This is a genomic window from Arthrobacter sp. Leaf141, assembly GCF_001424565.1.
GTDB lineage: Bacteria > Actinomycetota > Actinomycetes > Actinomycetales > Micrococcaceae > Arthrobacter.
On record NZ_LMOL01000045.1, the window covers coordinates 56,423 to 80,534 of the forward strand.

Annotated in this window: 23 protein-coding genes; 14 read left to right on the top strand and 9 right to left on the bottom strand. The window is 67.5% G+C overall.

All coding sequences use genetic code 11. The features are described 5' to 3' along the window. Window positions 1-166 precede the first annotated feature (166 nt). The 9 genes from ASF72_RS18880 to ASF72_RS18920 all read left to right on the top strand — a co-directional run bounded on the left by ASF72_RS18880 (window position 167) and on the right by ASF72_RS18920 (window position 9,675). A complete protein-coding gene (locus tag ASF72_RS18880) occupies window positions 167-1,489 on the top strand; it encodes an ABC transporter substrate-binding protein (RefSeq protein WP_050684264.1) in 1,323 nt (440 codons plus the stop codon). 70 nt (window positions 1,490-1,559) lie between these two features. Continuing rightward, complete coding sequence (locus ASF72_RS18885) at window positions 1,560-2,534, top strand: carbohydrate ABC transporter permease (RefSeq protein WP_235504796.1); 975 nt, start codon at window positions 1,560-1,562, stop codon at window positions 2,532-2,534. Window positions 2,535-2,536: 2 nt separating this feature from the next. Then, the gene (locus tag ASF72_RS18890; protein ID WP_442854176.1) at window positions 2,537-3,388 is read left to right on the top strand and encodes a carbohydrate ABC transporter permease; all 852 of its coding nucleotides are present in this window, start codon (window positions 2,537-2,539) and stop codon (window positions 3,386-3,388) included. A gap of 19 nt (window positions 3,389-3,407) precedes the next feature. After that, window positions 3,408-4,424, top strand: a complete 1,017-nt coding sequence (locus ASF72_RS18895; RefSeq protein ID WP_082484572.1) for a LacI family DNA-binding transcriptional regulator — start codon at window positions 3,408-3,410, stop codon at window positions 4,422-4,424. A 102-nt stretch (window positions 4,425-4,526) separates the two neighbouring features. Next, on the top strand, window positions 4,527-5,123 hold the full coding sequence (locus tag ASF72_RS18900) for a DUF1349 domain-containing protein (protein ID WP_050684261.1): 597 nt from the start codon (window positions 4,527-4,529) through the stop codon (window positions 5,121-5,123). Window positions 5,124-5,289: 166 nt separating this feature from the next. Further along, window positions 5,290-7,842: a rhamnogalacturonan lyase gene (locus ASF72_RS18905; protein ID WP_056601467.1), complete on the top strand. Its 2,553-nt coding sequence runs from the start codon at window positions 5,290-5,292 to the stop codon at window positions 7,840-7,842. Window positions 7,843-7,866: 24 nt separating this feature from the next. Further along, the gene (locus tag ASF72_RS18910; RefSeq protein WP_050684259.1) at window positions 7,867-8,700 is read left to right on the top strand and encodes an aldo/keto reductase; all 834 of its coding nucleotides are present in this window, start codon (window positions 7,867-7,869) and stop codon (window positions 8,698-8,700) included. A 134-nt stretch (window positions 8,701-8,834) separates the two neighbouring features. Further along, window positions 8,835-9,101: a GlsB/YeaQ/YmgE family stress response membrane protein gene (locus tag ASF72_RS18915; RefSeq protein ID WP_056601470.1), complete on the top strand. Its 267-nt coding sequence runs from the start codon at window positions 8,835-8,837 to the stop codon at window positions 9,099-9,101. A 115-nt stretch (window positions 9,102-9,216) separates the two neighbouring features. Then, window positions 9,217-9,675 carry a hypothetical protein gene (locus ASF72_RS18920; protein WP_056601472.1) on the top strand — a complete coding sequence of 153 codons (459 nt, stop codon included), beginning with the start codon at window positions 9,217-9,219 and terminating at the stop codon, window positions 9,673-9,675. Between the two features lie 102 nt (window positions 9,676-9,777). Here the strand turns inward: ASF72_RS18920 and ASF72_RS18925 are convergent, their stop codons facing one another. Next, on the bottom strand, window positions 9,778-10,290 hold the full coding sequence (locus ASF72_RS18925; RefSeq protein WP_082484576.1) for a GNAT family N-acetyltransferase: 513 nt from the start codon (window positions 10,288-10,290) through the stop codon (window positions 9,778-9,780). A gap of 85 nt (window positions 10,291-10,375) precedes the next feature. Between ASF72_RS18925 and ASF72_RS18930 the strand changes: the two genes are divergently transcribed. Beyond that, a complete protein-coding gene (locus tag ASF72_RS18930) occupies window positions 10,376-11,350 on the top strand; it encodes an NAD(P)-dependent alcohol dehydrogenase (protein WP_056601478.1) in 975 nt (324 codons plus the stop codon). Between the two features lie 46 nt (window positions 11,351-11,396). Here the strand turns inward: ASF72_RS18930 and ASF72_RS18935 are convergent, their stop codons facing one another. From ASF72_RS18935 to ASF72_RS18950, 4 genes are all read right to left on the bottom strand, one after another. Further along, window positions 11,397-12,626 carry an LCP family protein gene (locus ASF72_RS18935; RefSeq protein WP_050684254.1) on the bottom strand — a complete coding sequence of 410 codons (1,230 nt, stop codon included), beginning with the start codon at window positions 12,624-12,626 and terminating at the stop codon, window positions 11,397-11,399. Between the two features lie 70 nt (window positions 12,627-12,696). After that, the gene (locus tag ASF72_RS18940) at window positions 12,697-14,115 is read right to left on the bottom strand and encodes a HAMP domain-containing sensor histidine kinase (protein WP_056601481.1); all 1,419 of its coding nucleotides are present in this window, start codon (window positions 14,113-14,115) and stop codon (window positions 12,697-12,699) included. Then, a complete protein-coding gene (locus ASF72_RS18945) occupies window positions 14,112-14,789 on the bottom strand; it encodes a response regulator transcription factor (protein ID WP_050684252.1) in 678 nt (225 codons plus the stop codon). Before ASF72_RS18945 ends, ASF72_RS18940 begins: the two co-directional genes overlap by 4 nt. A gap of 52 nt (window positions 14,790-14,841) precedes the next feature. Further along, entirely contained in the window at window positions 14,842-15,663 is an 822-nt protein-coding gene (locus ASF72_RS18950; RefSeq protein ID WP_056601483.1) for a putative protein N(5)-glutamine methyltransferase, read from the bottom strand. 80 nt (window positions 15,664-15,743) lie between these two features. Here ASF72_RS18950 and ASF72_RS18955 point away from each other — a divergent pair, with 80 nt between their 5' ends. Then, entirely contained in the window at window positions 15,744-16,799 is a 1,056-nt protein-coding gene (locus ASF72_RS18955; protein WP_056601490.1) for a lactonase family protein, read from the top strand. Here the strand turns inward: ASF72_RS18955 and malQ are convergent. Beyond that, the gene (gene malQ, locus ASF72_RS18960) at window positions 16,796-19,039 is read right to left on the bottom strand and encodes a 4-alpha-glucanotransferase (protein WP_082484582.1); all 2,244 of its coding nucleotides are present in this window, start codon (window positions 19,037-19,039) and stop codon (window positions 16,796-16,798) included. The genes ASF72_RS18955 and malQ overlap by 4 nt on opposite strands. Before the next feature lie 408 nt (window positions 19,040-19,447). Between malQ and ASF72_RS18965 the strand changes: the two genes are divergently transcribed. Continuing rightward, on the top strand, window positions 19,448-20,491 hold the full coding sequence (locus ASF72_RS18965) for an aldo/keto reductase (RefSeq protein ID WP_056601493.1): 1,044 nt from the start codon (window positions 19,448-19,450) through the stop codon (window positions 20,489-20,491). A gap of 21 nt (window positions 20,492-20,512) precedes the next feature. Here ASF72_RS18965 and ASF72_RS18970 read toward each other — a convergent pair whose 3' ends face one another. The 3 genes from ASF72_RS18970 to ASF72_RS18980 are packed head-to-tail and all read right to left on the bottom strand — an operon-like array spanning window position 20,513 to window position 22,398. Then, window positions 20,513-20,812 (bottom strand): hypothetical protein, encoded by a 300-nt coding sequence (locus tag ASF72_RS18970; protein WP_050684248.1) that lies wholly within the window; start codon window positions 20,810-20,812, stop codon window positions 20,513-20,515. A 9-nt stretch (window positions 20,813-20,821) separates the two neighbouring features. Then, entirely contained in the window at window positions 20,822-21,805 is a 984-nt protein-coding gene (locus tag ASF72_RS18975) for a DMT family transporter (protein ID WP_197273510.1), read from the bottom strand. Beyond that, window positions 21,802-22,398 carry a TetR/AcrR family transcriptional regulator gene (locus ASF72_RS18980; RefSeq protein ID WP_056601495.1) on the bottom strand — a complete coding sequence of 199 codons (597 nt, stop codon included), beginning with the start codon at window positions 22,396-22,398 and terminating at the stop codon, window positions 21,802-21,804. Before ASF72_RS18980 ends, ASF72_RS18975 begins: the two co-directional genes overlap by 4 nt. 147 nt (window positions 22,399-22,545) lie before the next feature. Here ASF72_RS18980 and ASF72_RS18985 point away from each other — a divergent pair, with 147 nt between their 5' ends. Together ASF72_RS18985 and ASF72_RS18990 are read left to right on the top strand one after the other, a co-directional pair. Further along, window positions 22,546-22,845: a DUF4193 domain-containing protein gene (locus ASF72_RS18985; protein ID WP_050684246.1), complete on the top strand. Its 300-nt coding sequence runs from the start codon at window positions 22,546-22,548 to the stop codon at window positions 22,843-22,845. Window positions 22,846-22,972: 127 nt separating this feature from the next. Beyond that, window positions 22,973-24,040 (top strand): quercetin 2,3-dioxygenase, encoded by a 1,068-nt coding sequence (locus tag ASF72_RS18990; protein ID WP_056601499.1) that lies wholly within the window; start codon window positions 22,973-22,975, stop codon window positions 24,038-24,040. Window positions 24,041-24,112 lie beyond the last annotated feature (72 nt).

A 24,112-nucleotide genomic window follows, 5' to 3' on the forward strand; every position in this document is an offset into this window, starting at 1 on the left:
TCCCAGTAATATCACAAGCTATTTGACTGTGCCTAGAGGACGGTTCTTATTGACATTGGTCACATTAATGTGGATTACTGGAACCGCTCACAGTCATACGGCTTCGGTTGGATGAGCGGTGAAAATCAGCCAGAGACACATTCAGCTTTTCGACAAGGAGGACGGAATGCGCAGGTCATTTCGTGCAGGCGCCGTGGCAATGATTGCCGCCGCAGCACTGCTCACTGCAGGTTGTTCCACAGGATCAGGCACCGGCTCGGCGGAGCAGAACACCGACCCCAACCAGAAGGTCGAACTGACCTACTGGGCCTGGGCCCCCAACCTGGACAAGGTGGTGGACCTCTGGAACGAGAAAAACCCCAACATCCACGTCACCGTCAACAAGCAGGACGGCGGCGACCCGGCCATCACCAAGCTGCTGACCGCCGTCAACGCCGGCTCCGGCGCGCCGGACCTGATCCAGGCCGAATACCAGAAGATCCCCACCCTGGTGGCCGCCGATGCGCTGGTTGACCTCGCTGACACCGAGGCCAAAGAGACCAAGGACAACTTCCCCGAAGGCGTGTGGAACTCAGTGACCCTGGGCGGCGAGGCCCTCTACGCCGTCCCCCAGGACACCGGCCCCATGGCGTTCTACTACCGCGCCGACATCTTTGAAGGCCTCGGCCTGGCCGTGCCCACCACCTGGGATGAATACGCCGCGGCAGCCAAAACCATCCACGACGCAGATCCCGAAGCCTACCTGGGGACGTTCTCCTCCAACGACGCCGGCTGGTTCACCGGCATGGCCCAGCAGGCCGGCGCATCCTGGTGGGGCATCGACGGTGACGCCTGGAGCGTCAAGATCGCCGAAGAGCCCACCGAAAAAGTCGCCGGCTACTGGGGCGGCCTCGTGGAGCAGGGCACCATCGACAACAAGCCCATGTACACCCCCGAGTGGAACGCCGCACTGAACAGCGGCAAGCAGGTGGGCTGGCTGAGCGCGGCCTGGGCCCCAGGCGTACTCGCCGGCAACGCCGGCGCCACGGCCGGCAAGTGGAAAGTGGCCCCCATGCCGCAGTGGGATGCCGCGAAGCCGGCCACCGGCAACTGGGGCGGCTCTTCCACCGCCGTCACCACCCAATCCAAGAACGTGGCCGCAGCCGCGAAGTTCGCCACGTGGCTGAACACCTCCCCCGAAGCCGTTGACGCCCTGGTCAAGGTGTCCAACATCTACCCGGCGGACACCGAAGGGGCCAAGACGGCGCTGACCGCTGCTCCGGAGTTCTTCAGCAACCAGCCTGACTTCTACGACGTGATCGGCAAGGCCGCCCAGAACGTGGGCTCCTTCAACTACGGCCCCAATGTGAATGTCGCTTTCAACGCCTACAACGACCAGTTCGCCAAGGCCGCGCAGGCCAAATCCCGGAGCGCCTTCCTCGAGGCCGTGGACAGCATGCAGCAGGTCACCGTCGAGGACCTGAAGAAGACCGGCTTCACGGTCAAGTAACCCCACCGGCCGGGAGGACGCAGCAGCGTCCTCCCGGCTTACTGGCCCCAACAACCCAAGGAAGTGCACCATGGCGGCAACAGCGACCATGCCAGGCAGTGCGGAAAAAACCGCGGCCCCCGGGCGGCCCCGGCAGGCGAAGAACTTCAAACAGCGGGTCCTGACCCCCTACGCGATGCTGGCACCGGGCATTGTCCTGTTCCTGCTGTTCATGGCAGCACCCATCATCTACACGCTGGTCCTGAGCTTCCAGCAGAAAAAGGTCAGCGGCCTGGGCCTCGGCAAGGGCGCGCAGAGCACGGTGTTTGCCGGGTTCGACAACTACGTCCGGTCCCTGACGGACCCCGAGTTCGGGGCCAGCGTGCTGCGCGTGCTGACCTACGGGGCCATCCTGATCCCGCTGATGCTCGGCTTCGCCCTGCTTTTCGCGCTGCTCCTGGATTCCCGGCGGACCCGGGCCGGCAGCTTCTCGCGGACCGCCATCTTCCTGCCGTACGCCGTCCCGGCCGTGATCAGCTCGCTCCTGTGGGGCTTCCTGTACCTGCCCGGCGTCAGCCCCTTCCACTTCGTGGCGGACAAACTGGGCATCGCGCTGCCGTCACTACTGAACCCGGACCTGATCATCTTCGCCATCGCCAACATTGCCCTGTGGGGCGGCGTGGGCTTCAACATGATCGTTATGTACACGTCCCTGAAGGCAGTGCCGCAGGAGATCTACGAGGCCGCCAAGCTGGACGGTGCGTCGGAGATCCAGACCGCGCTGCGCATCAAGATCCCCATCATTGCTCCGTCCGTGGTGATGACGGCGCTGTTCTCCATGATTGCCACGCTGCAGGTCTTCGCCGAACCCACCACGCTCCGGCCGCTGGCCAACAGCCTCTCCACCAGCTGGTCCCCGCTGATGCTGGTGTACCGCGACGCCTTCACCCGCAATGACGTGTACTCCGCCGCCGCCACCAGCATCGTCATAGCCCTTGCCACCTTTGCCATATCCTTCCTCTTCCTGCGTGTAGTGCAGAAGCGGGCCTTCGGACAGGAGAACTGACCGTGTCCATCCCCACGGAAATCCGCGAGAAGCCGAGTTACCTTTCCACCGGCATCCTGATCATCGGCGCGCTCTACTGCCTCTTCCCCGTGATCTGGGTGGTGGCCGCCGCCACCAAGGGCAGCGACGAACTGTTCTCCACCTTCACGTTCACCCCCAGCGTGCACCTCTGGAGCAACATCGTGGAGCTGACCGCCTACCGCGACGGCGTATTCTGGCGCTGGATGCTCAACACGGCCCTCTACGCCGGTGTGGGCGCCCTCCTCTCCACCTGGGTTTCGGCGCTGTCCGGCTACGTTCTGGCCAAATACGATTTCCCCGGAAAGAACGGTGTTTTCAAGGTCCTGCTGATGGGCGTCCTGGTGCCCGGCGTGATCCTCGCGATCCCGCAGTACCTCATGCTGGCCCAGCTGGGACTGACCAACACCTACTGGTCCGTCCTGCTGCCGCAGATCATCAGCCCCTACGGCATCTACCTGGCTCGGATCTACGCCGCCGCCTCGGTGCCCGGTGACGTGATCGAGGCAGCCAGGACCGAAGGCGCCAAGGAGATGTACATCTTCAACCGGATCGCCCTGCCCATGATGCTGCCCGGCCTGGTGACCATCTTCCTCTTCCAGTTCGTGGCCATCTGGAACAACTTCATGCTGCCGTACATCATGCTGGGCGACGACACCCTGTTCCCGCTGACGGTGGGCCTGAACGGGCTGCTGAACCAGGGCGCCACTGCCCCGGCGCTCTACACCCTGGTGCTGGCCGGTGCGCTGCTGTCCATCATTCCGCTGGTGATCATGTTCCTGTTCCTGCAGCGCTACTGGCGCGTTGACCTCGCTGCTGGCGCCGTGAAGGCCTAGGGCTGGATAGGCTCTGACAATGAACCAACCGCAGGGCCGGCCCAGGCCCAAGATCGACGACGTCGCCAGGGAAGCCGGAGTGTCCCGCGGGACGGTCTCGCGGGTACTCAACGGCGGGCACTGGGTCAGCCCGCCGGCCCTGGCCGCCGTCAACGCCGCCATCAAAAAAACCGGGTACCGGGTTAACCCGCATGCCCGGAACCTGGCCACCAACAAGGCCAACTCGGTGGCGTTCCTGCTGACCGAAACGCATGACAGGCTGTTCGAGGATCCCAATTTTGCCGTCCTGATGCGCGGCGCCGCGGATGCCCTGGCCGAACATGACATCCCGCTGGTCCTGATCATGGCCGGCACGGACGACGAACAGCGCCGGGCCACCGATTTCCTTACCGCGGGCCATGTGGATGGGGTCCTGCTGGTGTCCTCACACGGCAGCAGGAAAGGCATCATCGCGGATATCATCGCCGCCGGCGTCCCCGCCATTGCCTGCGGCGTTCCCCTGGGGTTCGAAAAGAAGATGGGCTACGTGGCGGCCGACGACTACGAAGGAGCGCTTGACCTCCTCCGGTACCTGCGCGACGGCGGCCGGCAGCGGATTGCCACCATCACCGGGCCGCAGGACACCTCCGGCGGCATCCGGCGCCTGGAGGCCTACCGCGCCCACCAGGGGGAACACTTTGATGCCGCCCTGGTGGCGAACGGCGACTACAGCCGCGAAAGCGGCGCCAAGGCAATGCGGGAACTCCTGGCACGGGTGCCGGACGTGGACGCCGTTTTTGCCGCAAACGACCTGATGGCGCTGGGCGCCCTGGACGTACTGCACGACGCCGGCCGGCGCACGCCCGAGGACGTGGCAGTGGTGGGGTTTGACGACATCGCCGCCGCGGCGGGCGCCACTCCCCCACTCACCACGGTCCGTCAGCCCTTCGAACGGATCAGCGGGGAAATGGTCCGGCTGCTCCTGGACGTGATTGCCGGCAAAAACCACGCCGCCATCACCATTCCCACCGAAATGGTGGTCCGGGAGTCCGCCTAGGATCGAGGTCTCCGCAACACCTGGTACCAACCGCCGGGAGATCCTCAGCTTTTTCCAGTGCGTCCTGACGCCTTCACTGCGCACCAAAAAGGAGTTGCCACAATGACTGATATTGCCTGGACCGAGGGGACCTGGACAACCAAACCGGCCCGCGTGGAGTTTGCCGGGGACGGCATGCGGGTGACCGCCGCCGAGAAAAGTGATGCGTGGCGCATCACTTCCTATGGATTCATCCACAACACCGAACACGCCCTCCTTGCGCCCTTTGAGCAGGAGACGGCCGTGGAGGTCTCCTTTTATCTCGATTTTTCCGCCCAGTTTGACCAGGCCGGGATCTTTGTCCGTGTCAATGAGGCAACGTGGATCAAGGCCGGTATCGAGTGGAGCGATGGTGAGGAGAGCCTCGGCGCGGTTGTGACGCGGGGAGCATCGGACTGGTCGCTGTCTCCGGTGCCTGGCTGGGAAGGCCGGCATGTCACTGTCCGGGCCAGCAGGTCCGGCGATGCTCTGACTGTCAGGGCCCGGGTTGACGACGAGCCGTGGCGCCTGGTGCGGGTGGCACCGCTTGAGACGGATGCTGTCGTCACCGCGGGCCCGTTCTGCTGCGCCCCTTCGCGCGATGACCTCACCGTGCATTTCACGTCCTGGCGAACGGCTGCCGTGGACGTCAGCCTGCACCCCGAAGCGGGAGCGCAGTAGGAACCAGGAGGTGTTCTCCGACGTTATGTGTCGCCTGGGACCCCGGGCTTCTACAACGTTTTACATACCTCATCGGAGGACCTGCGGCAAGGGTTGCATTGTGCCCGCAGGCCCCTTAGGTTACTGGGGAAGCGTTTTCCCATTTCCGGATTGAAAGGATTCACTGATGAATCCGATAAGGACACCCGCGCGCCTCCTCTCCGTCGGCGCACTCGGCGCCGCACTGACCCTTGGCTGCCTGGCAGCCCCGGCGTCCGCCGTCGGGCCCTCCGCCGCAACGGGAAATCCCGGCATCCAACTGGACCAGCTGGACCGCGGCCTGGTGGCCGCGGGCACCTCCGAAGGTGTGTTCCTGAGCTGGCGGCTCCTGGGCCCCGAAGCCACGGGCTCGTCAGAAACCGGCCTGACCGGCGCCGACTTCAACGTCTACCGGGATGGCACCAGGCTCGCCACCGTCACGGACAGCACCAACTACCTCGACCCCAGCGGAACCTCCGGTGCGGCCTATACGGTGCGGGCCGTCGTCGGCGGCGTGGAAGTGGACGCCAGCGCCCCCGCCACCGCTTGGAACAGCAATTTCGTCGACATTCCCCTGAAAAAGCCGGCCGACGGCGTCACCCCCGCGGGGCAGGCCTACACCTACTCGGCAAATGACGCCTCGGTGGGCGACGTGGACGGCGACGGGCAGTACGAATTCATCGTCAAATGGGACCCGAACAACTCAAAGGACGTCTCGCAGGTGGGCTACACCGGGAACACCTACGTGGACACCTACAAGGCGGACGGCACCCTCCTGCACCGGATCGACCTGGGCGTGAACATCCGCTCCGGCGCCCATTACACCCAGCTGCTGGTCAACGACTTCGACGGCGACGGCCGCGCCGAACTTATGATGAAAACAGCTCCCGGCACCAAAAGCACCAACTTCAACGCGGACGGCAGCGTGGCCGCGGAATCCTTCATCACCCTGCTGGCCGGGGACCTGGCCGCCGGCCACACCAACGCTGACGACTACCGCATGAGCGCGGCCGACTACTACCGGCACATGGTGGCCACGTTCCAGGGCTGGACCGCTCATCCCGAGGTCAAGTCCGGCCGCTGGCCCGCCACCCTGGAGGAAGCCTTCGGGATCCCGGCGCGGTACCGGTACCCGCTCTCGGAAGTCGACGCCGCGTCGCTGACCAACTACTTCATGGACGTCTACGCGCCGGCCCGCAGCGCCCGGAACAACCTCCGCGCCTTCGAGGGCTTCATCGTTTCGGGCCCCGAGTACCTCACGGTGTTCGAAGGTGCCACGGGCAAGGAACTCAAAACGGTTGCCTACGAGCCGGGACGGCACGACGACGGCCTGATGTGGGGCGATTACGCCATGGCCCGCATTGAGCCGGGCAACCGCGTGGACAGGTTCCTGGCCGGCGTCGCCTACCTGGACGGCAAAAAGCCAGCTGCCGTGTTTGCCCGCGGCTACTACACGCGCACCACAGTTGCGGCGTATACGTGGGACGGCCGGAACCTGGCCCCCGTCTGGGACGTCGACTCGGGCTGGACACCCATGACCAACCCGTTCAACGATTCCCCGCACGGCCGCGACGGCACCGACCCTGTGTACGGCAAACTCACCACACAGGGGTTCCACTCACTCAGCGCCGCTGATGTGGACGGCGACGGCCGGCAGGAGATTGTCTACGGTTCCGCCACGCTCGACGACGACGGGTCGCTGCTGTACAGCTCGTCCGGCATTCTGCCGCCCGGCAGCGCCGCCCCCGGCCAGGAGGCGCGGCTGGGGCACGGCGACGCCATGCACGTGGCGGACATCGATCCGGCCCGGCCCGGCAAGGAGATCTTCACCGTCCACGAAGGGGCCACCTACGCCCCTTTCGGCTACGCCATGCGGGACGCCGCCACCGGGCAGGTCCTGTTCGGGGACTATTCCGGCAAGGACACCGGCCGGGGCATGATCGGCGACGTGGACCCCTCGGTTCCGGGCATCGAAAACTGGGCCATCGGGATGCAGTCGGCCGCCGGCGAAAAAATTTCCGCCGCAACACCCGGAACCAACATGAGCATCCGCTGGGCCGCGGACATGACCACCCAGCTGATCAACGGCTCGGGTGACCAGACCCCCACGATTGATGACTGGAAGCGGGGCCGGCTGCTCACCGCCACCGATACCCGCACCAACAACGGCACCAAGGGCACCCCCAGCCTGGTGGCGGACGTGGTGGGCGACTGGCGAGAGGAAATGCTGGTCCGGACCGCAGACAGCTCCGCCCTGCGGATGTACATGAGCACCGAGGTCACCAACCACAAGCTGTACACCCTGATGCACGACCCGCAATACCGCGCAGAGGTGGCGCGACAAAACACCACCTACAACCAGCCGTCCTACACGGACTTCTACCTGGCCTCGGACATGGACTTTGCCGGCGTTCCCCTGCGGGCCGCCTGGCTGCCCGGCAGCGTGAAGGCCCTGCAGCATGTCCTGGAAGACCTGGTGGAATCGGGCGACGTCGGCGGGCCGGTAGCCAGCCAGCTTACCGCCACCGTCCAGCAGGCCGGCCGCTCCGTTGCCGACGGCGACCCCGCCAAGGCCGCCAAGACACTGCAGCGGTTCGTTAAGTTCCTGGCCCAGCAGAAGGGGCCGGACCAGGTGTCCCCTGCCGCCCGGGTGGCGCTGCAGTACAACGCCGACAACATCCTCCGGGCCTTCCGGGACTGACGGGATCCGGGAGAGACTGTTGCCATGACACTTGCACCGCTGATTCCCTTGAACGACGGACACGCCATCCCGCAACTGGGGCTGGGTACCTGGCCGCTGGATGACCAGCAGGCGGCCGTTGCCGTGGCCAAGGCCCTGGACGCCGGATACCGGCACATCGACACGGCAGTGAAATACGGCAACGAGCGGGGCGTGGGTCAAGGCATCCGCGCGGCGGGGCTGGACCGTGGCGACCTTTTCATCACCACCAAGCTGGACGGCGAATTCCAGGGGGACGGCAAGGCCGCCGCAGGACTGGCAGGCTCCCTGGAACGCCTTGGACTGGACTACGTCGATCTGCTCCTGATCCACTGGCCGCTCCCGGGCCGGAACGAGTTTGTGTCCACCTGGAAGACCTTCCAGGAACTCCAGGCAGCCGGGAAGGTCCGCTCCATCGGGGTATCCAACTTCAAGCCCGCCCACCTGGAACGGCTGCTGGCTGAGACGGATGTGGTGCCGGCCGTCAACCAGATCCAGCTGAGCCCTGCCATCACGCGTACCGCCGAGCAGGAATTCCACCACCGGCACGGCATCATCACAGAGTCCTACAGCCCGCTGGGCGGCTCCAGCGGAAGCCTGCGGGGCGCTCCCATCCTGGCGCAGCTGGGCGAAAAATACGGGAAGACGCCCAGCCAGCTGGTGCTTCGCTGGCATGTCCAGCGCGGGCTGGTTGCCGTGCCCAAAACCGGCGATCCGGACCGGATGCAGGAGAACCTGGACGTGTTCGATTTCGCGTTGGACCCGCAGGATCTGGCAGACTTGTCCACTCTTGATGAAGGCCCGGCTGCGGGCAACGATTCAGACACCACGGGGCACTGAGCGCACCCCGTCCCAGCCACCTGTTTTCTTTCCGGGGTTGGCAAAATGATAGTAAGCATGATTACTATTGAGGGAGAAGGACGAAGTGCTTCCGGAATCCGGAAGCCTCCTTTACTTAGGAAGAGGAACAAAAAATGGGTTTCATTGGCTTTTTGATTCTTGGACTTATCGCCGGCGCCATCGCCAAGGCGATCCTCCCGGGCAAGCAAGGCGGCGGCTGGCTGATCACACTTCTGCTGGGCGTTGTTGGCGCACTGCTGGGCGGCTGGATCGGCGGCATGATCTTCGGTACGGGCCTGCAGGAGTTCTTCTCGCTGCAGACCTGGCTGCTGGCTATCGCCGGTTCGCTGATCGTCCTGCTGGTCTACGGCATGGTCACCAAGCGCGGCGTGCGCAGCTAACACGGCGCACACGCCAGGAAACCGGTCTGGGGAAATCCTTCCCCAGGCCGGTTTCGGCTATCCGGCCCTCCCGGCCGATCAAAACGAAAACCTTCTCACGGAGCAGGAGTTCACCATGAAAAACAAACTTCTTTTGGGCGTAGGCATCGCCGCCGGGTACGTACTCGGCTCACGGTCAGGACGCGCAGCCTATGACAAGCTCAAGGCACGCGCTGCAGCCGTCTGGGACAGCAAACCCGTTCAGGACAAAGTCGCCGTGGCCACGGAGGCAGTCAAGGACAAGGCACCCGGGATGGTGGACCAGCTCGGAGAAGCTGCCCGCCGGGCCGGCACCGTCATAGGCTCCGCCATGCATAAGGACGGTGCTGCGGATTCCGGGACCCCGGCCGCCACAGCAGGTACTGCCAGCGGCAGCATCCCCGCCCACAGCACGCACCCGGAAACGGTCAACCTGGGCACCCCGGACGTCGACTCCGACCCCGCGCTGAACGACAGCACCGGGCAGGACTGGTCGGATGAAGGCGGCGCCACCCCCGCGGGAGCAGCCACCAACGTTGACCCGAGGCGCGACTGAGCGCACTGTCCTGCTGAACGTTTTACCAGCAGGGTTTTGGGTTACAAATGAACATTCTTGCTGGCCGGCGCGATCCTTGGGGGACGCGCCGGCCAGCTGCATTTAACGCAGCCGAACCTGGCCGTGGCGTTCCATGCAGAGCAACCTTCCGCGGCCATCCCAGGACTCCACAGCCCGGAAGCCGTGCGATGCGTAGAGTTTGATGGCCGCTTCACGCCAGTCCCAGACGGATAAGCGGACCACACCGGGGCCCGCTGCCACGACGGTATCCAGCAGCGCCCCGCCCACGCCCCGGCCTCGGGCAGCGGGATCGGCCCAGAGCCGTTTGATCTCCAGGAACGGGCCAACGCGGTTGAGGATGGCGACGCCCACGGGTTCGCCGTCGATTTCCGCGAGGTACACCGCTGCGCCGGCGTAGGCTGCGGCGGGATCCCGGAGTTCCGGCCCATAGACCGCCGGCAGTCCGTGCGCGGGATGGGCAGTTCCGCCCAGATGCCGTGCTTTCTCCCGTTCCGTCTGGCCCAGGTAATCCCCTACCAGCCGCGTCACCGCAGCCGCGTCCGGGCCATCCAGGCGGGCCCTGCGAACAGTGGGGGGCTGGAGTCCTGCGGGCATCCAGTTATTTTCGCACGCGGGGCCGGGCGATGCTGGACAAGGCATTCCGTTAGGGACAGGGTTTCCATAACAGAGGAGGCATGCCATGAAGGCTGTGCTGCAGGATACCTATGGAACATCCGCCGTCCTTCGGGTGGACGACGTGGGCAAGCCCTCACCCGGTCCCGCGGACGTGCTGATCGAGGTCGAGGCGGCGTCCATTCACATCGGTGACTGGCACGTGATGACCGGCCTTCCGCTGCTGGCCCGGCTGGCCCTCGGATTCCGGGTCCCCCGGGACAGGGTGCGCGGAATGGACGTTGCCGGGCGGATCGTCGGGACGGGTTCCGCCGTCACCGGGCACATGGCGGGGGATGCGGTGTTTGGCGTCGCCAAGGGGGCTTTCGCCGAGTTCGCGGTGGCACCTGCGGGATCGGTTGTCCGGACCCCGTCCAATGCCACAGCCAACCAGGCGGCGGCCATCCCCACGTCGGCGGCCACGGCACTGCACGCCGACCGTGACGCCGGTGGCCTGCAGCCCGGCCAACGGGTCCTGGTCCTCGGCGCGGCCGGCGGCGTGGGGATCTTCGCCGTGCAGATCGCCAAAGCGCTGGGCGGCCACGTCACCGGCGTGTGCAGCGGGCCAAAACTGGACCTGGTCCGGTCCCTCGGGGCGGACAGCGTCCTGGACTACCAGCGCGAGGACTTCACCACGATGGAACAGCGCTACGACCTGATCATCGACATGGGCGGCCGCCGGCCGGTGAAACAGCTGCGACGCGCGCTGAGGCCAGCAGGAACCATCGTGATTGTCGGCGGGGAAGGTGGCGGCAGAATCCTGGGCGGGTTCGGGCGTTCACTGCTGGCCCCGTTCGCAGGCCTGTTCTCGCAGCAGAAAATCAGGGGTTTGATCTCCGTGACCAAGGAGGCGGACCTGCTCCAGTTGCGGACCATGGTGGAGATGGGCACGCTCCGGCCGGTCATCGACTCGACGTACCCGCTGGCCCGCACCGCGGAGGGAATGCGCCGCGTGGAGGAACACCTGGCGATTGGCAAGGTGGTGATTACCGTCCCGGCCTGAACCAGGTTCGGGAACGGCCATCGCCAGCAGGATTACGACGGCGGCACTACCAGGAGTAGGGAACGATGCAGTTGTCCTGCGCCGCACTTTGTCCTTCGACGTTTTCGGGCGCGGACGGGAGGCCGGTTGAGCCGTCCGACGGTGACGCCGGGTCCTCCGGGACCACGGACGCACCCGCCGTGCCGCCGTCGTCGTTATCCCCTCCATCCGTTCCTGCCTGGACGCCCCGGCCCGCGTTGTCCCCGCCAAGGACCAGCTGTTCGCTGGAAGTCACCACCTCCATCAGCGCCTGCGCGGCCACGGTGTCAGGCAGGAGCCGGTTGCCGGCGGGGATGTACGGGTAGGTCACCAGGTTCAGGTCCTGGAGCGGGATGTCACGGAAGGCGCCAGCCAGGGAGACCAAAGCGGGCAGGTCCGCCAGGCTGCTGGAGAGCGTGGTGTTCCGCGTGGCCGCCTCGGCGATGGCATAGAGGCGCGGGATGTTGGTGAGGGTGGACTCGTCCTGCAGTTTGCGCATCAGCGAGGAAGCGAATGCCTGCTGCGATGAGATCCGGGCCAGGTCGCTGCCATCGCCCACGCCGTGCCGGGAACGGAGGACGGCAAGTGCCTGCCCGCCCTGCAGGTCGTAGGTTCCTGCCGCCGGGATGGCCAGCCCGGAATCGGGGTCGTCAATGGGTCCCGCAAAGCACATGGGCACACCGCCCACGGCGTTGGAAAGGTCAATCATGCCCTGGAAGGACAAACTTGCCGCGTACTGGATGTCCAGGTCCGTGAGCGACTCGGCCACCGCCACGGTGCAGGGCAGCCCGCCCCGGCCCAGCGCCTCGTTGAAGGGCACCCCGGCCCCGCCGGCCGTCACGGCGCCAGTGTGGGGGTTCCGGCAGTCCGGGAAGTCAACCAGCAGGTCCCGGGGAATCGACAGGACAGTGGCTTCGGTATGGGCCTCATTGACGTGCAGGACCATGGTGACGTCGTTACGGGCTCCCTCGATGTCTCCTTCGCCGAAGGACTCCCCCTGGCCGTCCCTGCCGTCCGATCCCACCACCAGCACGTTGAAGCTGCCTGCGTGTTCAGCGGCGGCACCTGGACCGGCGGCCAGGTCCACTGTGTCGATATTGGCCGCCAGCCGGACAGCACCGACCCCAACAACGGCAATGACCATCAGCGCGACCGCCAACGCCGAGAGGGCCACGAGCCTGCGCATCCGCCTGCCGGGCCGTCCGCCGCGCGGCAACCGGTCCGGGTAGGGGGGAACGTGGGGCGGGGAGCCGTCCATAACGGGCCTCCAATTCTGGGTGCAGGCGAAAGGTCGCTCCACATGGTTCCCCGGCTATGTCACAGGACCGTCACACCATCGCGGCGTCTACTGTCCAGGAAGCGGGTGCCGCGGGCAGCGCAAGGACAAAGGTGGCGCCCGTTTCCGTGCCTGCCAGGGCCAGCGTCCCGCCAAGGAGCCTGGCGTTTTCCCTGGCGATGGCGAGCCCCAGCCCGCTGCTGTCCGGCCTGCGGCGGGCCGGGTCAAGCACCGTGAAACGCTCAAAGATGTGCTCGCGCCGGTCTGCGGGGATACCTGGCCCGTGGTCCTGGACCGTGATGATGATGCCGCCGCCGCGTTCCGCTGCGCTGACCCGGATGGGGGCGGCACCATAGCGGAGGGCGTTGGTGAGCAGGTTGCTGACCACCGTCCGCACCCGGGCAAAGTCGGTGACCAGGACCAGGCTGCGGGGGCAGGAAAGTTCCACAGAGCCACTGCGCTCCGGATCAGCGTCGAGCACTGCTTCCTGCAGGGCAGCCAGGAGCCGGCCGCGGGAGACGCTGATCCGCGCGGCGCCGGCTTCCATCCGGGACAGCTCCAGGACCTCCGCCACCAGCACGGACAGTCGCCGGGTTCCGTCGGTGGTGATCCGGACGGCTGCGGCCTGCTCCTCCGGAGTGGCCTGCCGGAAGTCGGCCAGGATTTCGCTGACGGCGGCCATGGACGCCAGCGGTGTCCGGAGTTCATGCGCCACGTCCCCCACCAGCCGGCGGGCTTCCTGCTCACGGCGGGCAAGCTGGGCCATGCTCACGGACAGGCTGCGCGAAGACTCGGCCAGGGTCCCGGCCACCTTGTCGATGTCGGGAAACGCTGACCTTGCCGGCTCGGGGACGGCGCCGTCGCCCACCTGCTGGGCCATCCGGGCCAGCCGCCGCAGCGGCCGGGTCAGCGCGGTACCCAGGAACAGGCCCAGGACGATGGCCAGGGCAACCGCGATGCCGCCGATCGCAACGCCCGCGCCCACCAGCTGGAGGAGCTGCCTGCGTTCCGGTTCCAGGGAATAGGCGGTGACAACGGCAAGCCTGGGCTGCTGATCCTCGCCTCGGGCGGGCAGCACTCCGCCCACAAAAAACACCTCGTCACCGTTCAGGGTGCCGCGGCGGAACTGCAAGTCAGTGGTCTCCGGGCCCAACGCGCCCAGGAACGGAGCCGGGATGTCTGCCCGGCCCAGGTCCCCGGCGCTCCGGGTGCCCTGCAGGTCAAAGATGACGGTGCGGCCGGGCAGCACCTCACCGTACAGGTCCCACTCGGCATCGGGCGCGGCCAGGGTGACCGCCCGGCTGAAAGGCGCGGTACTTTCGCGGAAGTCGGCCAGCAGCGCCTCCTGCCGGGACGCATACGTGGCGTCCCGGGTGATGCCCACCAGGACCACTGTCACCAGGACACTGACCAGGACGGCGGTGGTGGTCAGGGCAAGCACCAGCGCCCACCGCAGGCTCAGCCGCCTCACCGGAGCCGGTATCCGATGCCCCGGAGAGTTTCGAGCGCGGGTTCCGTCACTTCCGCTTCGGTGAGTTTGGCACGCAGGCGTTGGATGGTGGTGTCCACCACCCGCGGCGATTCGGGCGGCGAATCGGCCCACACGGAGTCAATCAGCTGGCTCCGGCTCAGGGCATGGCCTGGCCTGCCGGCCAGTTCCAGGAGCAGCCGGAATTCCGTGGCGGACAGGGACAGGACCGAATCCCCCGCGAGCACTTCCTTGGCGGAATCGTCAATGCGCAGCTGGCCCAGTTGGACCGGACCTGCAGGGCCGGTGTCCTGCATCCGGCGCCCGCGCCGCAGCACGGCCCGCAACCGGGCTTCCAGAACGTCCGGCGCCACCGGCTTCACCACATAGTCGTCGGCTCCGGCTTCGAGGCCGCCCACCACGTCCGCATCATCATCGCGGGCCGTGAGAAGGACGGTGGGAAACCCCCACTCGGCCGCGATGCGCCGGCACAGGCCAAACCCGTCGCCGTCGGGCAGCATCACGTCGATGACCCCGATGTCCGGCTGGCCCGTCCGCGCGCAGTCGAGGGCCGCTGCGACCGTTCCTGCGGCCAGGACTTCATGGCCGCGCCGCCCGAGGGCAGTGCTGAAGCCGAGCAGGATCCCGGCGTCGTCATCCACCAGCAGGATTCGCACACGTGCCTTTCGCTCCGGAGGTGTCTGCGCGGCCAGGCGGCGGCCGCCTTGTTTATGCTAGCGGTGCCGTGCCCGCAACAGCCGTCCCGTCCACTTCGGCGGACCGGACCGTGCGGACCGCCAGCCCTGCCGCGGCCAGGATCGACGCCGTCCCGGCCGCCTGGCGTCCACTGGTTTCCATGATCAGCCGGCCGCCCGGTTCCAGCCAGTCCAGCGCTCCCGCGGCAACCCGCCGGTGCACGTCCAGGCCGTCGGCGCCGCCATCCAGGCAGGCCAGGGTTTCGTGCAGGCGCGCTTCCGGGGGCATGGTCGCGATGGCCGCGGTGGGAACATAGGGGGCGTTGACCGCGAGGACCCGGACCCTGCCCCGCAGCTCCGGCGGCAACGCTTCAAAGAGGTCACCCTGGTGAACCTGCCCGCCCAGCGGTTCCATATTGCGGCGGGCGCAGTCCACCGCAACCTGGTCGATGTCCGCGGCGTGCAGCTCGATGCCCCGTACCTTCGCGGCGATGCCCACACCTACCGCCCCGGAGCCGCAGCACAGGTCAACCACCACCGCCCCGGCGGCACCCCTGGCGGCCAGGAAATCCGCTGCCTCCTGCACCAGGAGCCCGGTCCGGCGGCGCGGCACAAAAACACCGGGGACGACGGAGATGCGCCGGCCCGCAAAGTCGGCCCACCCCACGATGTACTCCAGCGGGATCCCGGCAAGCCGTTGCCGGACGTAGTCCGCCAGCTCGGCCGGCCCGGACGCCTCAGCGAGGAGCAGCCGGGCCTCGTCCTCGGCAAAAACGCAGCCGGCCCCGCGGAGCATGGACGCGATGCCCTCACCTGATAAAACTTCCGGGGTGGGAATGGCGCCCCCTTCCTCCATCGGCGCGGGCTGGGAATTCCATGCTATCGGACACCGCGCGGGTGCCCCCGGAACCCGCATTGTCTTGGCAGGATGGGTTCATGGCGTACACCTTAAGCGATTCCAGCACCATTCTCTGGACCGGCACCTACACCCCTGACGGCGGCGGCCGGGCGGAGGGCATCGGTGCGCTCAAGGCAAACAGGGACGGAACACTCGAATGGCTGGGAACGGCGGTGCCGGCAGAGTCGCCGTCGTTTGTGGCTGCCCATCCCACGCTTCCGGTGGTGTATGCCGTGGCCGAGCAGCGTCGTATGGTCCAGGCATATGCGCGCACCGGCAGCTTTGGCCTGGCCCCGGCCGGTGGACCAGTGGAGGCCGGCGATGCCACCTGCCACGTGGCGGTGGACCCGCAGGGCAGGTTCCTCACCGCCACCTGTTGGGGCGACGGCCAGGTCATCCTCTACGAACTCGATCCGGCGGGGGCGATCACCGGCCGGTTCCCCGCTGGTGCCGGCACCGACCCGTATGCCGGGCAGGCCGTGGACGCGCCGCGGCAGAGCCGCGCCCACGCCAGCCTGATGCTGGCGGACGGCCGGATCATGACCACTGACCTGGGCCACGACATCCTGCGGATCTGGAAGTATGTGCCCGGCACCGGGCTGGTTTTGGACGGGGAGGTGGTGCTGCCGTTCGGGAGCGGACCGCGCCACCTGGTCCAGCACATCAGCGGCAGCGTCTTTGTGGTGTCCGAATACTCCATTGAGGTTTTTGTGGTCCGGCCCGTTGCGGGCACCTTTTCCCTGGCGTTCCAGGGGCCGGCCACTGCCGGCGGCAGTGGGCCCGGCGATTCGGCCGCGGAGATCTGCCTTGGCCCCGGCGACCGCCATGCCTACGCCGGTGTCCGCGGGTCCAACCTCATCAGTGTCCTGGAGGTGGTGGATGGCGGCGCCGGCCTGGTTCCCGTCAAGGACGTGGACTGCGGCGGCGACTGGCCGCGCCACCACGTTGTCCTGGGCCCCTGGCTGCATGTGGCCCACGAACGTTCAGACACTGTGGCCACCTTCGCCCTGGATCCCGCCACGGGACTGCCGGGACCGTTGGTCCGGACAGTCCGCGTGGCGTCACCCACTGCGCTGGTCCCCGCTTCGGCCTAGGGGTTCCGCAACGCGCGCTCCACCGAGTCGAGCAGCGACGTAAAGCGGCTGTTGCTGGGCAGATCGTCCAGGAACACCGGTTTGCCGTCCGTACCGCCGAGCGGCACCTGCCAATTCGGGTAGAGCGCTTCGGTGGTTCCGGGCTGGTTTTGGACCCGCCGCTCCCCCACCGCATCCACCAGCGCCACCCCCAGCAGGACCGACGGCGCCTCCGTCAGCAGCAGGTGCAGCGCCTCGATGGTTTTGGCCTCGGAATCCCCACGGCCGGCGGTTCCGCCGGGACCGTCGCCGGAAAGGTATCCCCGTTCGCGGAGCAGCGCAAACATCTTCTCCAGCGAGGCGTTGTGCTCTTCCCGTTCCTCGGCCTCGGACCGTTCCAGCAGGCCCAGCCGGCTGCGGAGCGCCACGTGGTCCCCCGCGAGGTAGCCGGCGGTAGGTGGAAGGTCGTGGGTGTTGACGCTGGCGAGCGCCTGCACGCGGTACTTTTCCGGCGGAAGGGGCGAATCGCCGTCGTACTCGAACCACAGGATGGATGTTCCCAGGATGCCGCGCGCGGCCAGGTAGTCCCGGACCCACGGCTCGAAGGTGCCCAGGTCCTCACCGATCACCACGGCGCCGGCGCGGTGCGCCTCCAGCGCCAGGATGCCGATCAGCGCCTCATGGTCATAGCGGACGTAGGCGCCATCCCCCGGCGCGTTGCCGGCCGGAACCCACCAGAGCCGGAACAGGCCCAGCACGTGGTCCACCCGGATACCGCCCGCATGCCGGAGCACGGTGGCCAGCATGTTCCGGAACGGCGCGTAGCCGGCCTCGGCCAACCGGGAGGGGTGCCACGGCGGCTGGCCCCAGTCCTGGCCCTGCTGGTTGTACATGTCCGGCGGCGCACCCACGCTGGTCTCCGGCGCCAGGACGCCGCGCAGCGTCCAGGCATCGGCGCTGTTCAGGTCCACGCCCACGGCCAGGTCGTGGACCACGCCCAGCCGCATGCCCGCACGGCGCGCCGACTGCTGCGCCGATTCAAGCTGTTCGTCGCAGATCCACTGCAGCCAGCGGTGGAACCCGATCCGGTCCGCGAGCTTCTCCTGCAGGGCCGCAGCGCCGGAGGTGCCCACCGCGAGGCCGGGGTCCGTCCACAACGGATCATCGGGTGCCGCGTCCTCACGGATCGCAGACCACAGCGCAAAATGGTCCAGGCCGGTACCGGAGATCCGGCAGAATTCGTCGAAGGCTGCCTGCCGGGCGGGCGCGCGGCGCGCGTGGTAGAGGAGCTCGAGCGCCTGCAGCTTGGCCGCGTAAACGGCGTCCCGGTCCAGGCGGTCAGCGTTGTTGTTCAGGCCCGCCACTTCTTCGCGGAGCCGCTCCACCGTGGCCCGCTTGCGGGGTTTCAGGTAGGCCAGCTCGGGGATGTCCTCCACCCGGATGTAGAGCGGGTTGAAGAAACGGCGGGTGGACGGTGAGTACGGCGAGGGCTGGACCGGCGGCACCGGTTCGGCCGCATGCAGCGGGTTCACCAGCACGTAGTCGGCACCGCGCTGCCCGCTGATGGCGGCGAGGTCTGCCAGGTCCGCAAAGTCGCCAATCCCCCAGGACCGTTTGGACCGCACGGAGTACAGCTGCGTGGCCAGCCCCCAGCCACGTCGCTCCTCAAGGTGCCGGGCTGTTTCCAGCCGTTCGGGGACCACCACCAGTGTTGCGGTGGCGGTGGCGTCCCCTGACGTGGCGTGCAGGGTGTGCCAGCCCAGCGGGAGGTCCGCCGGCAGGGCGAAGGTGGCGCGGCCCGTCAGGACGCCGTCCACCTCGCGCGGCTGGACCCAGGCATCCTGCTGGGTGGCTTGCCTGCTGGCACCGTCCTCCAGGCTGATGGCCAGGCTGACCGCAGCGCCGTCCGGCACGTGGACCGGAACGTCCGCCGCCTTCCCGTGCCTGATAACGACGGCGGGCGGCAGCATCCGCTGCCAGGGCGCCAGTTCCGCGGCGGCGAGCGCCGCCTGGATCTGCTGGTTGGTGTGCGCCTGGACGCCCAGGGAATGCAGCACCTTGATCAGCGTCGCCGCCGCCACAGTATGGGGCAGGCCGTCCCAGCCCTGGAAAGTGGTGCCAACGCCGTGCGCATCGGCCAGCTGCTGGAGGAGGGCAGGATCCACGGCGTCGGCCAGGGGGGATCCGCTGCCGGCAGCCGCTCCGGGAGGGGCCGCCGGGCCGCCCGCTGGGTGGGACTGCTGCTGCTCTGTTGCCGTCATGGATGTCCGCCTCGCCTGGTGTGATGGGACCGAACTTACAAAAGCTGGCGTGTCGCACCGGGCGCCTGCACCCCCGCGCACAACCGTCGCTCCAGATTATGGCAGGAGGCGCCGGGGACGAAACCTGACCGCATGGGCACGGCCCTCCCTGCCCAACGGCGCCGGGGTCAGCACGGCGAAGCCGGCCCCTGCTGCTGGTTCCGGCGGCACCTGCCCCGCGTCCCGCCGTCGGACGTTCCACGGCATACCCTGCCCCGGCCGCCACATTTCGTCATGCCCGGCCCGTCCCGTTACCTTGTGCGACGAAAAGAGAAGGACTAAGGCGGGATTCTGCGGCCCCCCGGCCAATCTGTGTAGCGTCGTGACGATCGAGGACATAAACGGCACTGATTGTGGAGGAAACCCGGGATGAGTCTGAGCGAACTGCGGGTGTTTGGGCGGTCGGGCACGCCCATCAGCCCACTCACCCTGGGCACCATGAACTTCGGCGAAGGCGCCGGCGGGCAGCAGGGCGCCCCCACGGGCGCCGATGAAAGCATCCGCATCATCAACGCCGCACTCGATGCCGGAATCACCGCCGTGGACACCGCGGACGTCTACTCCCAGGGCGAGTCGGAGCAGGTGGTGGGCCGGGCGCTGCGCGGCCGCCGCGACGACGTTTTCCTGGCCACCAAGTTCCACGGCCAGATGAGCGCCAACCCGGCGCACTCCGGAAACTCCCGGCGCTGGATCACGCAGGCGGTGGAAGGCAGCCTCCGCCGGCTGCAAACCGACCGGATCGACCTGTACCAGGCGCACCGGCCGGACTACAACACCGACGTCCTGGAGACCATTACCACCCTCAACGACCTCATCCGGCAGGGCAAGATCCTCTACTACGGCACGTCCGTGTTCACCCCGGCGCAGCTGGTGGAGGCGCAGTGGCTGGCCAACACCAACCACCTCATTCCGCCGCTGGGCAACCAGGTGCCGTACTCCATGCTGGTGCGCGGCAACGAACGCGACGTGCTGCCCATTGCGCAGCAGTACGGCCTGGGTGTCCTGGCGTACGGCCCACTGGCGGGCGGCTGGCTGTCCGGAAGTTTTGTGCTGAAGGAGGGCACAGCGTCCAAGGTGCACTCACTGCCCGGCCGGTACGACATCTCCGGCCCCACCAGTGAACGCAAGCTGCACGCCGCCGACGCCCTGGCGCGGCTCGCCGACAAGCTCGAGCTGTCCCTCGTGGACCTCGCCGTGGGGTTCACCCTGGCCCACCCGGCCATCAGCAGCGTCATCATCGGGCCGCGCAGCGGGGAACACCTCGCCGCGTACCTGGCCGCGGCGGACGTCCGGCTCAGCGAGGCCGTCCTGGACGCCATCGATGAGCTGGTGCCGCCGGGTACCAACTTTGTGGAGCGCGACGCCGGTGCGATCGTGCCGTCCATCGAATTCGCTGAGCTGCGCCGGCACTGAGCCCCTGCCGGACCTGGTTTGTTACGCCCGGGCTATGCGCTGCCGGCCCACGCGGAAGCCGGCCCAGAACGCCAGGGCCAGCAGTCCGGCGCCCACCAGGGCCACGCCGGACAGGGACGTGCCGTCCACCACCACCAGCTCAGGGCCTGACGAGGCGAAGGATGTATTGCTCAGGGGCGCGTAGGCAACCCAACCGATTTCCCGTGGTGCATTGAGGATAACCAGCCCCGCCACCGTGGCCGCCACTGCCAGCAAGGGCACCAGCCACCGTTGGAGCGTTTTGGCGGTGCGTCCTGGATTGCTGCTTTCCCCCGAAGTCATGCGCCCAGCCTACCGGCGCAGGCCCGTCGCCGGGATGGGGGCCTGTTTCTCCGCCGTCCTGCCCGGCCCCAGGATAAAGAGGCTCCCCAGGACCACTGCGGCCCCGAGCCAGCCCGCGGCCGGCAACCGTTCCCCCACCACCAGCACGGCAAGGACGGCCGCCACCACCGTCTCCAGCAGCGAGATTCCGGTAGCTGTGCTGGCCCCGACCCGCCCCAGGCCCCAGCCGAACAGCAGGTAGCCCGCAAACATCGGGACCAGGGCCATGTAGGCGCCAACCGCCGCAGCCGTCCACGACTCCAGCAGGGCACCTCCGGTGACGGCCAGCACCGGCATCAGCAGCAGGCCGCCCAACCCGAAAACTGCGCCCATTGCCGCCTTGGACGGGATGCCGGTGCCGATGATGCGGTGCGCGGCCCAGGAATACAGGGCATAGGTGGCGCCGGCGAGCAGGCCCAGCAGGATTCCCGTCGTCGACAGCCACGGCGACCCGTCTCCGCCTGCTGCGGCCCCTCCACCGTGGCCCGCAAACGACAGCACTGCGGCTCCGGAGATGCCCAGCAGCGCGCCCACGATCCACCGGCGGCGAAGCCGCTGTCCATCCACAAGCCGCTCGATCAGCGCGGCCGCAATGGGGGCGGAACCGATGGAAACCACCGTTCCAACGGCCACGCCGGACAGGTGCATGGCGGAATAGAACGCCAGCGGATAGACGGCCACCGCTGCGGCGCCCATCAGCAGCAGCGGCCAGCGGGCCAACAGCCCGGTGCGGTGGCGCCGGATCGATGACAGCGCAAAAAGGGCCTGCAGCAGCCCACCCACCCCCATGGCCACGGCGCCGATGGCCAGCGGACCGGCGCCGGGGGCGAAGGTGGCGGCTGTCCCGGTGGTGCCCCACAGGACGGAGGCAGCCACCACGGCAAGGGCTCCGCGGCTGTGTCCGCCGGTTGGCCGGGCTGTGGCCGCCGGAGCCTGAACCCGGGCGGCCGTCACAGGGCTTCCAGGAGTCCGGCGGCAAGCTGCCGGGCTTCAAGGAGCGGGCCGTCGTCGCCCTGCAGCCCGGCGCGGGCCATGGCGCCCTCCAGGAGGAACGCCAGGTGCCGCGCCAGTTGCGCTGCCCGGCCCGGCTCCCCCGGCAGCAACGTTTGCAGTGGCCCGCGGAGGAGGTCCTCCACGTCTTCCTTGTGTTGCCGGACGGCCTGGCGGCCGGGATCACCGGCCGGGAGTTCGGCTGCGGCGTTCAGGAGCCCGCAGCCGCGGAACCCGTCCTGGTAGGCGAAGTTGGCGTGGTCGCGGTACGCGTCAAACACCGCCAGCACCTGCTCCCCGGGGTCCGCTGCGGCGTCCAGGCGGGCACGGTACAGGTCCAGCCATTCCTCGTGGCGTGCCTCCAGGTAGGCAGCCACCAGGTCCGCCTTGGAACGGAAGTTGTTGTACAGGCTCTTTTTGGCCACGCCCGCACCGGCGGTGATGGCATCGATCCCTGTGGCCGTGATTCCGTGGGCGTAAAAGAGCGGGGCGGCGGCTTCAAGGAGCAGCGTGCGCGCGGGGCGCCGCGTGGAACCGGCGGGAATTGTTGCAGGCATGTGGGGCTCCGGAATCGTAGGTAGTTAGACCAGTCTACTTACCCTGCACCGCAATCGCGTAGAGTAGCGGGAATATCTGCAGACCGTGACCCGTTGTGGCTCTGTCCGGAACAATCCGCGCGTGAAAGCCGACAGGAGAAAGCACCAATGTCAGTTGACTACGACGCCCCCCGGGTGACCCCCGGCGACGAGCCGAACACCGCCCTGGACGAGCTGAAGAACGACAAGTCCAACCGCCGCGAAGCGGTGGTGGACGTGGACGAAACAGACCTTGCCGAAGGCTTCGAACTGCCCGGCGCTGACCTCTCCAACGAGGAGCTGCAGGTCCAGGTGGTCCCCGTGCAGCTGGACGAGTTCACGTGCATGTCCTGCTTCCTGGTCCACCACCGCAGCCAACTGGCCCGGGAAAAGGACGGCAAGAAGTACTGCCGGGAGTGCGAGTCCTAAGGACCCCGCACGGCGTGACCCACTTCGGCTTCCAACCATTGGAATCCAGCCTCGTAGCAGGACCGGCGGCCAGCCATGCTGTAGGTCACGCTCCGGCACTGGCCGGCCGACTGGAAAGAAGGAACCCATGTCCCTCAGCGTTGAGGAAATGAACAGGCAGCTCCCGGTTGCCAACGCCCTGCCCGGCGAGGCCCTGCCGTATTACATGGCATCAGGCGAAGGCGCGCGCTACGAGCTCAACGGCCAGCTGGTCACCGTGATCGCGCGGGCAGCCGATACCGGCGGGATCTTCAGTGCGGCCTACATCTCCGGCGGCATGGGCGCGGAGTCGCCCTTCGTCACGCACCAGGTTGAGCACAAGACCCTCTACGTCTTCGACGGGATCCTGCACGTCTGGCTGCCGGGCGAAAGCCGTATCCTGACCCCGGGCGACTCCGTGGTCATCCCGCCGGGAACCCCGCACGCCTACCGCATGGCCAGCCACTACACCCGCTTCCTGAACTGGATGACGCCCGGTGGCGCCGAGGCCTACTACGAACGCGTGGGCACCCCCATCGACTCGCACGTGCCCCCGGTCCGCGCCGGCCGCACCGCGGGGCTGCAGGAGCAGGCGGAAATCGGCGCCGAATTCGGCATCACCTTCCCGGACGTGGAACGGGTGGCGCCCGCCTTCAAGCACGACGCCGGCCTGCCGCCGTCGGAAAGCCCGTACTTCCTCAGCGCCGGCGAAGGTGAGCGGCTGGTCAGCTACCAGACCATGTTCACCTACCTGTCCCGGCCCGCCAACACCGGGTCCAACTACTTCGCCGTGCACACCAAGGGTGCAAAATCACCGTACATTCCGCTGCACTTCCACTCCGAACACACCGAGAACTTCCTGTGCACCGAGGGCCGGATGTGGCTGTACGCCAACGGCCGCGAAATGCTGCTGACCAAGGGGGACTTTGTGCATGCCCCCGCCGGCACCATCCATTCCTTCGCGTTCGAAGCGCACAACACCCAGATGGTGGGCTTCCTGACTCCCTCGGTGTTCAACGGGTTCTTCGAATACTTCAACAAGCCCACCGAGGACTACATGTACACCGAAGGCGGCCAGCCCTACATGGACATGGAAGGCTTCGGCCGGGCCCAGGCGGAGATGGACCTCACCGTGGTGGGACCCCCGCCGCAGCGCCGCGCCGCCCTGGAGCTCTAACCGCCCCGCGGTGCCCCCACCCAACTGACTCGCAGTTGTTGTCGTTTTGAGCCCCCAAAACGACAACAACTG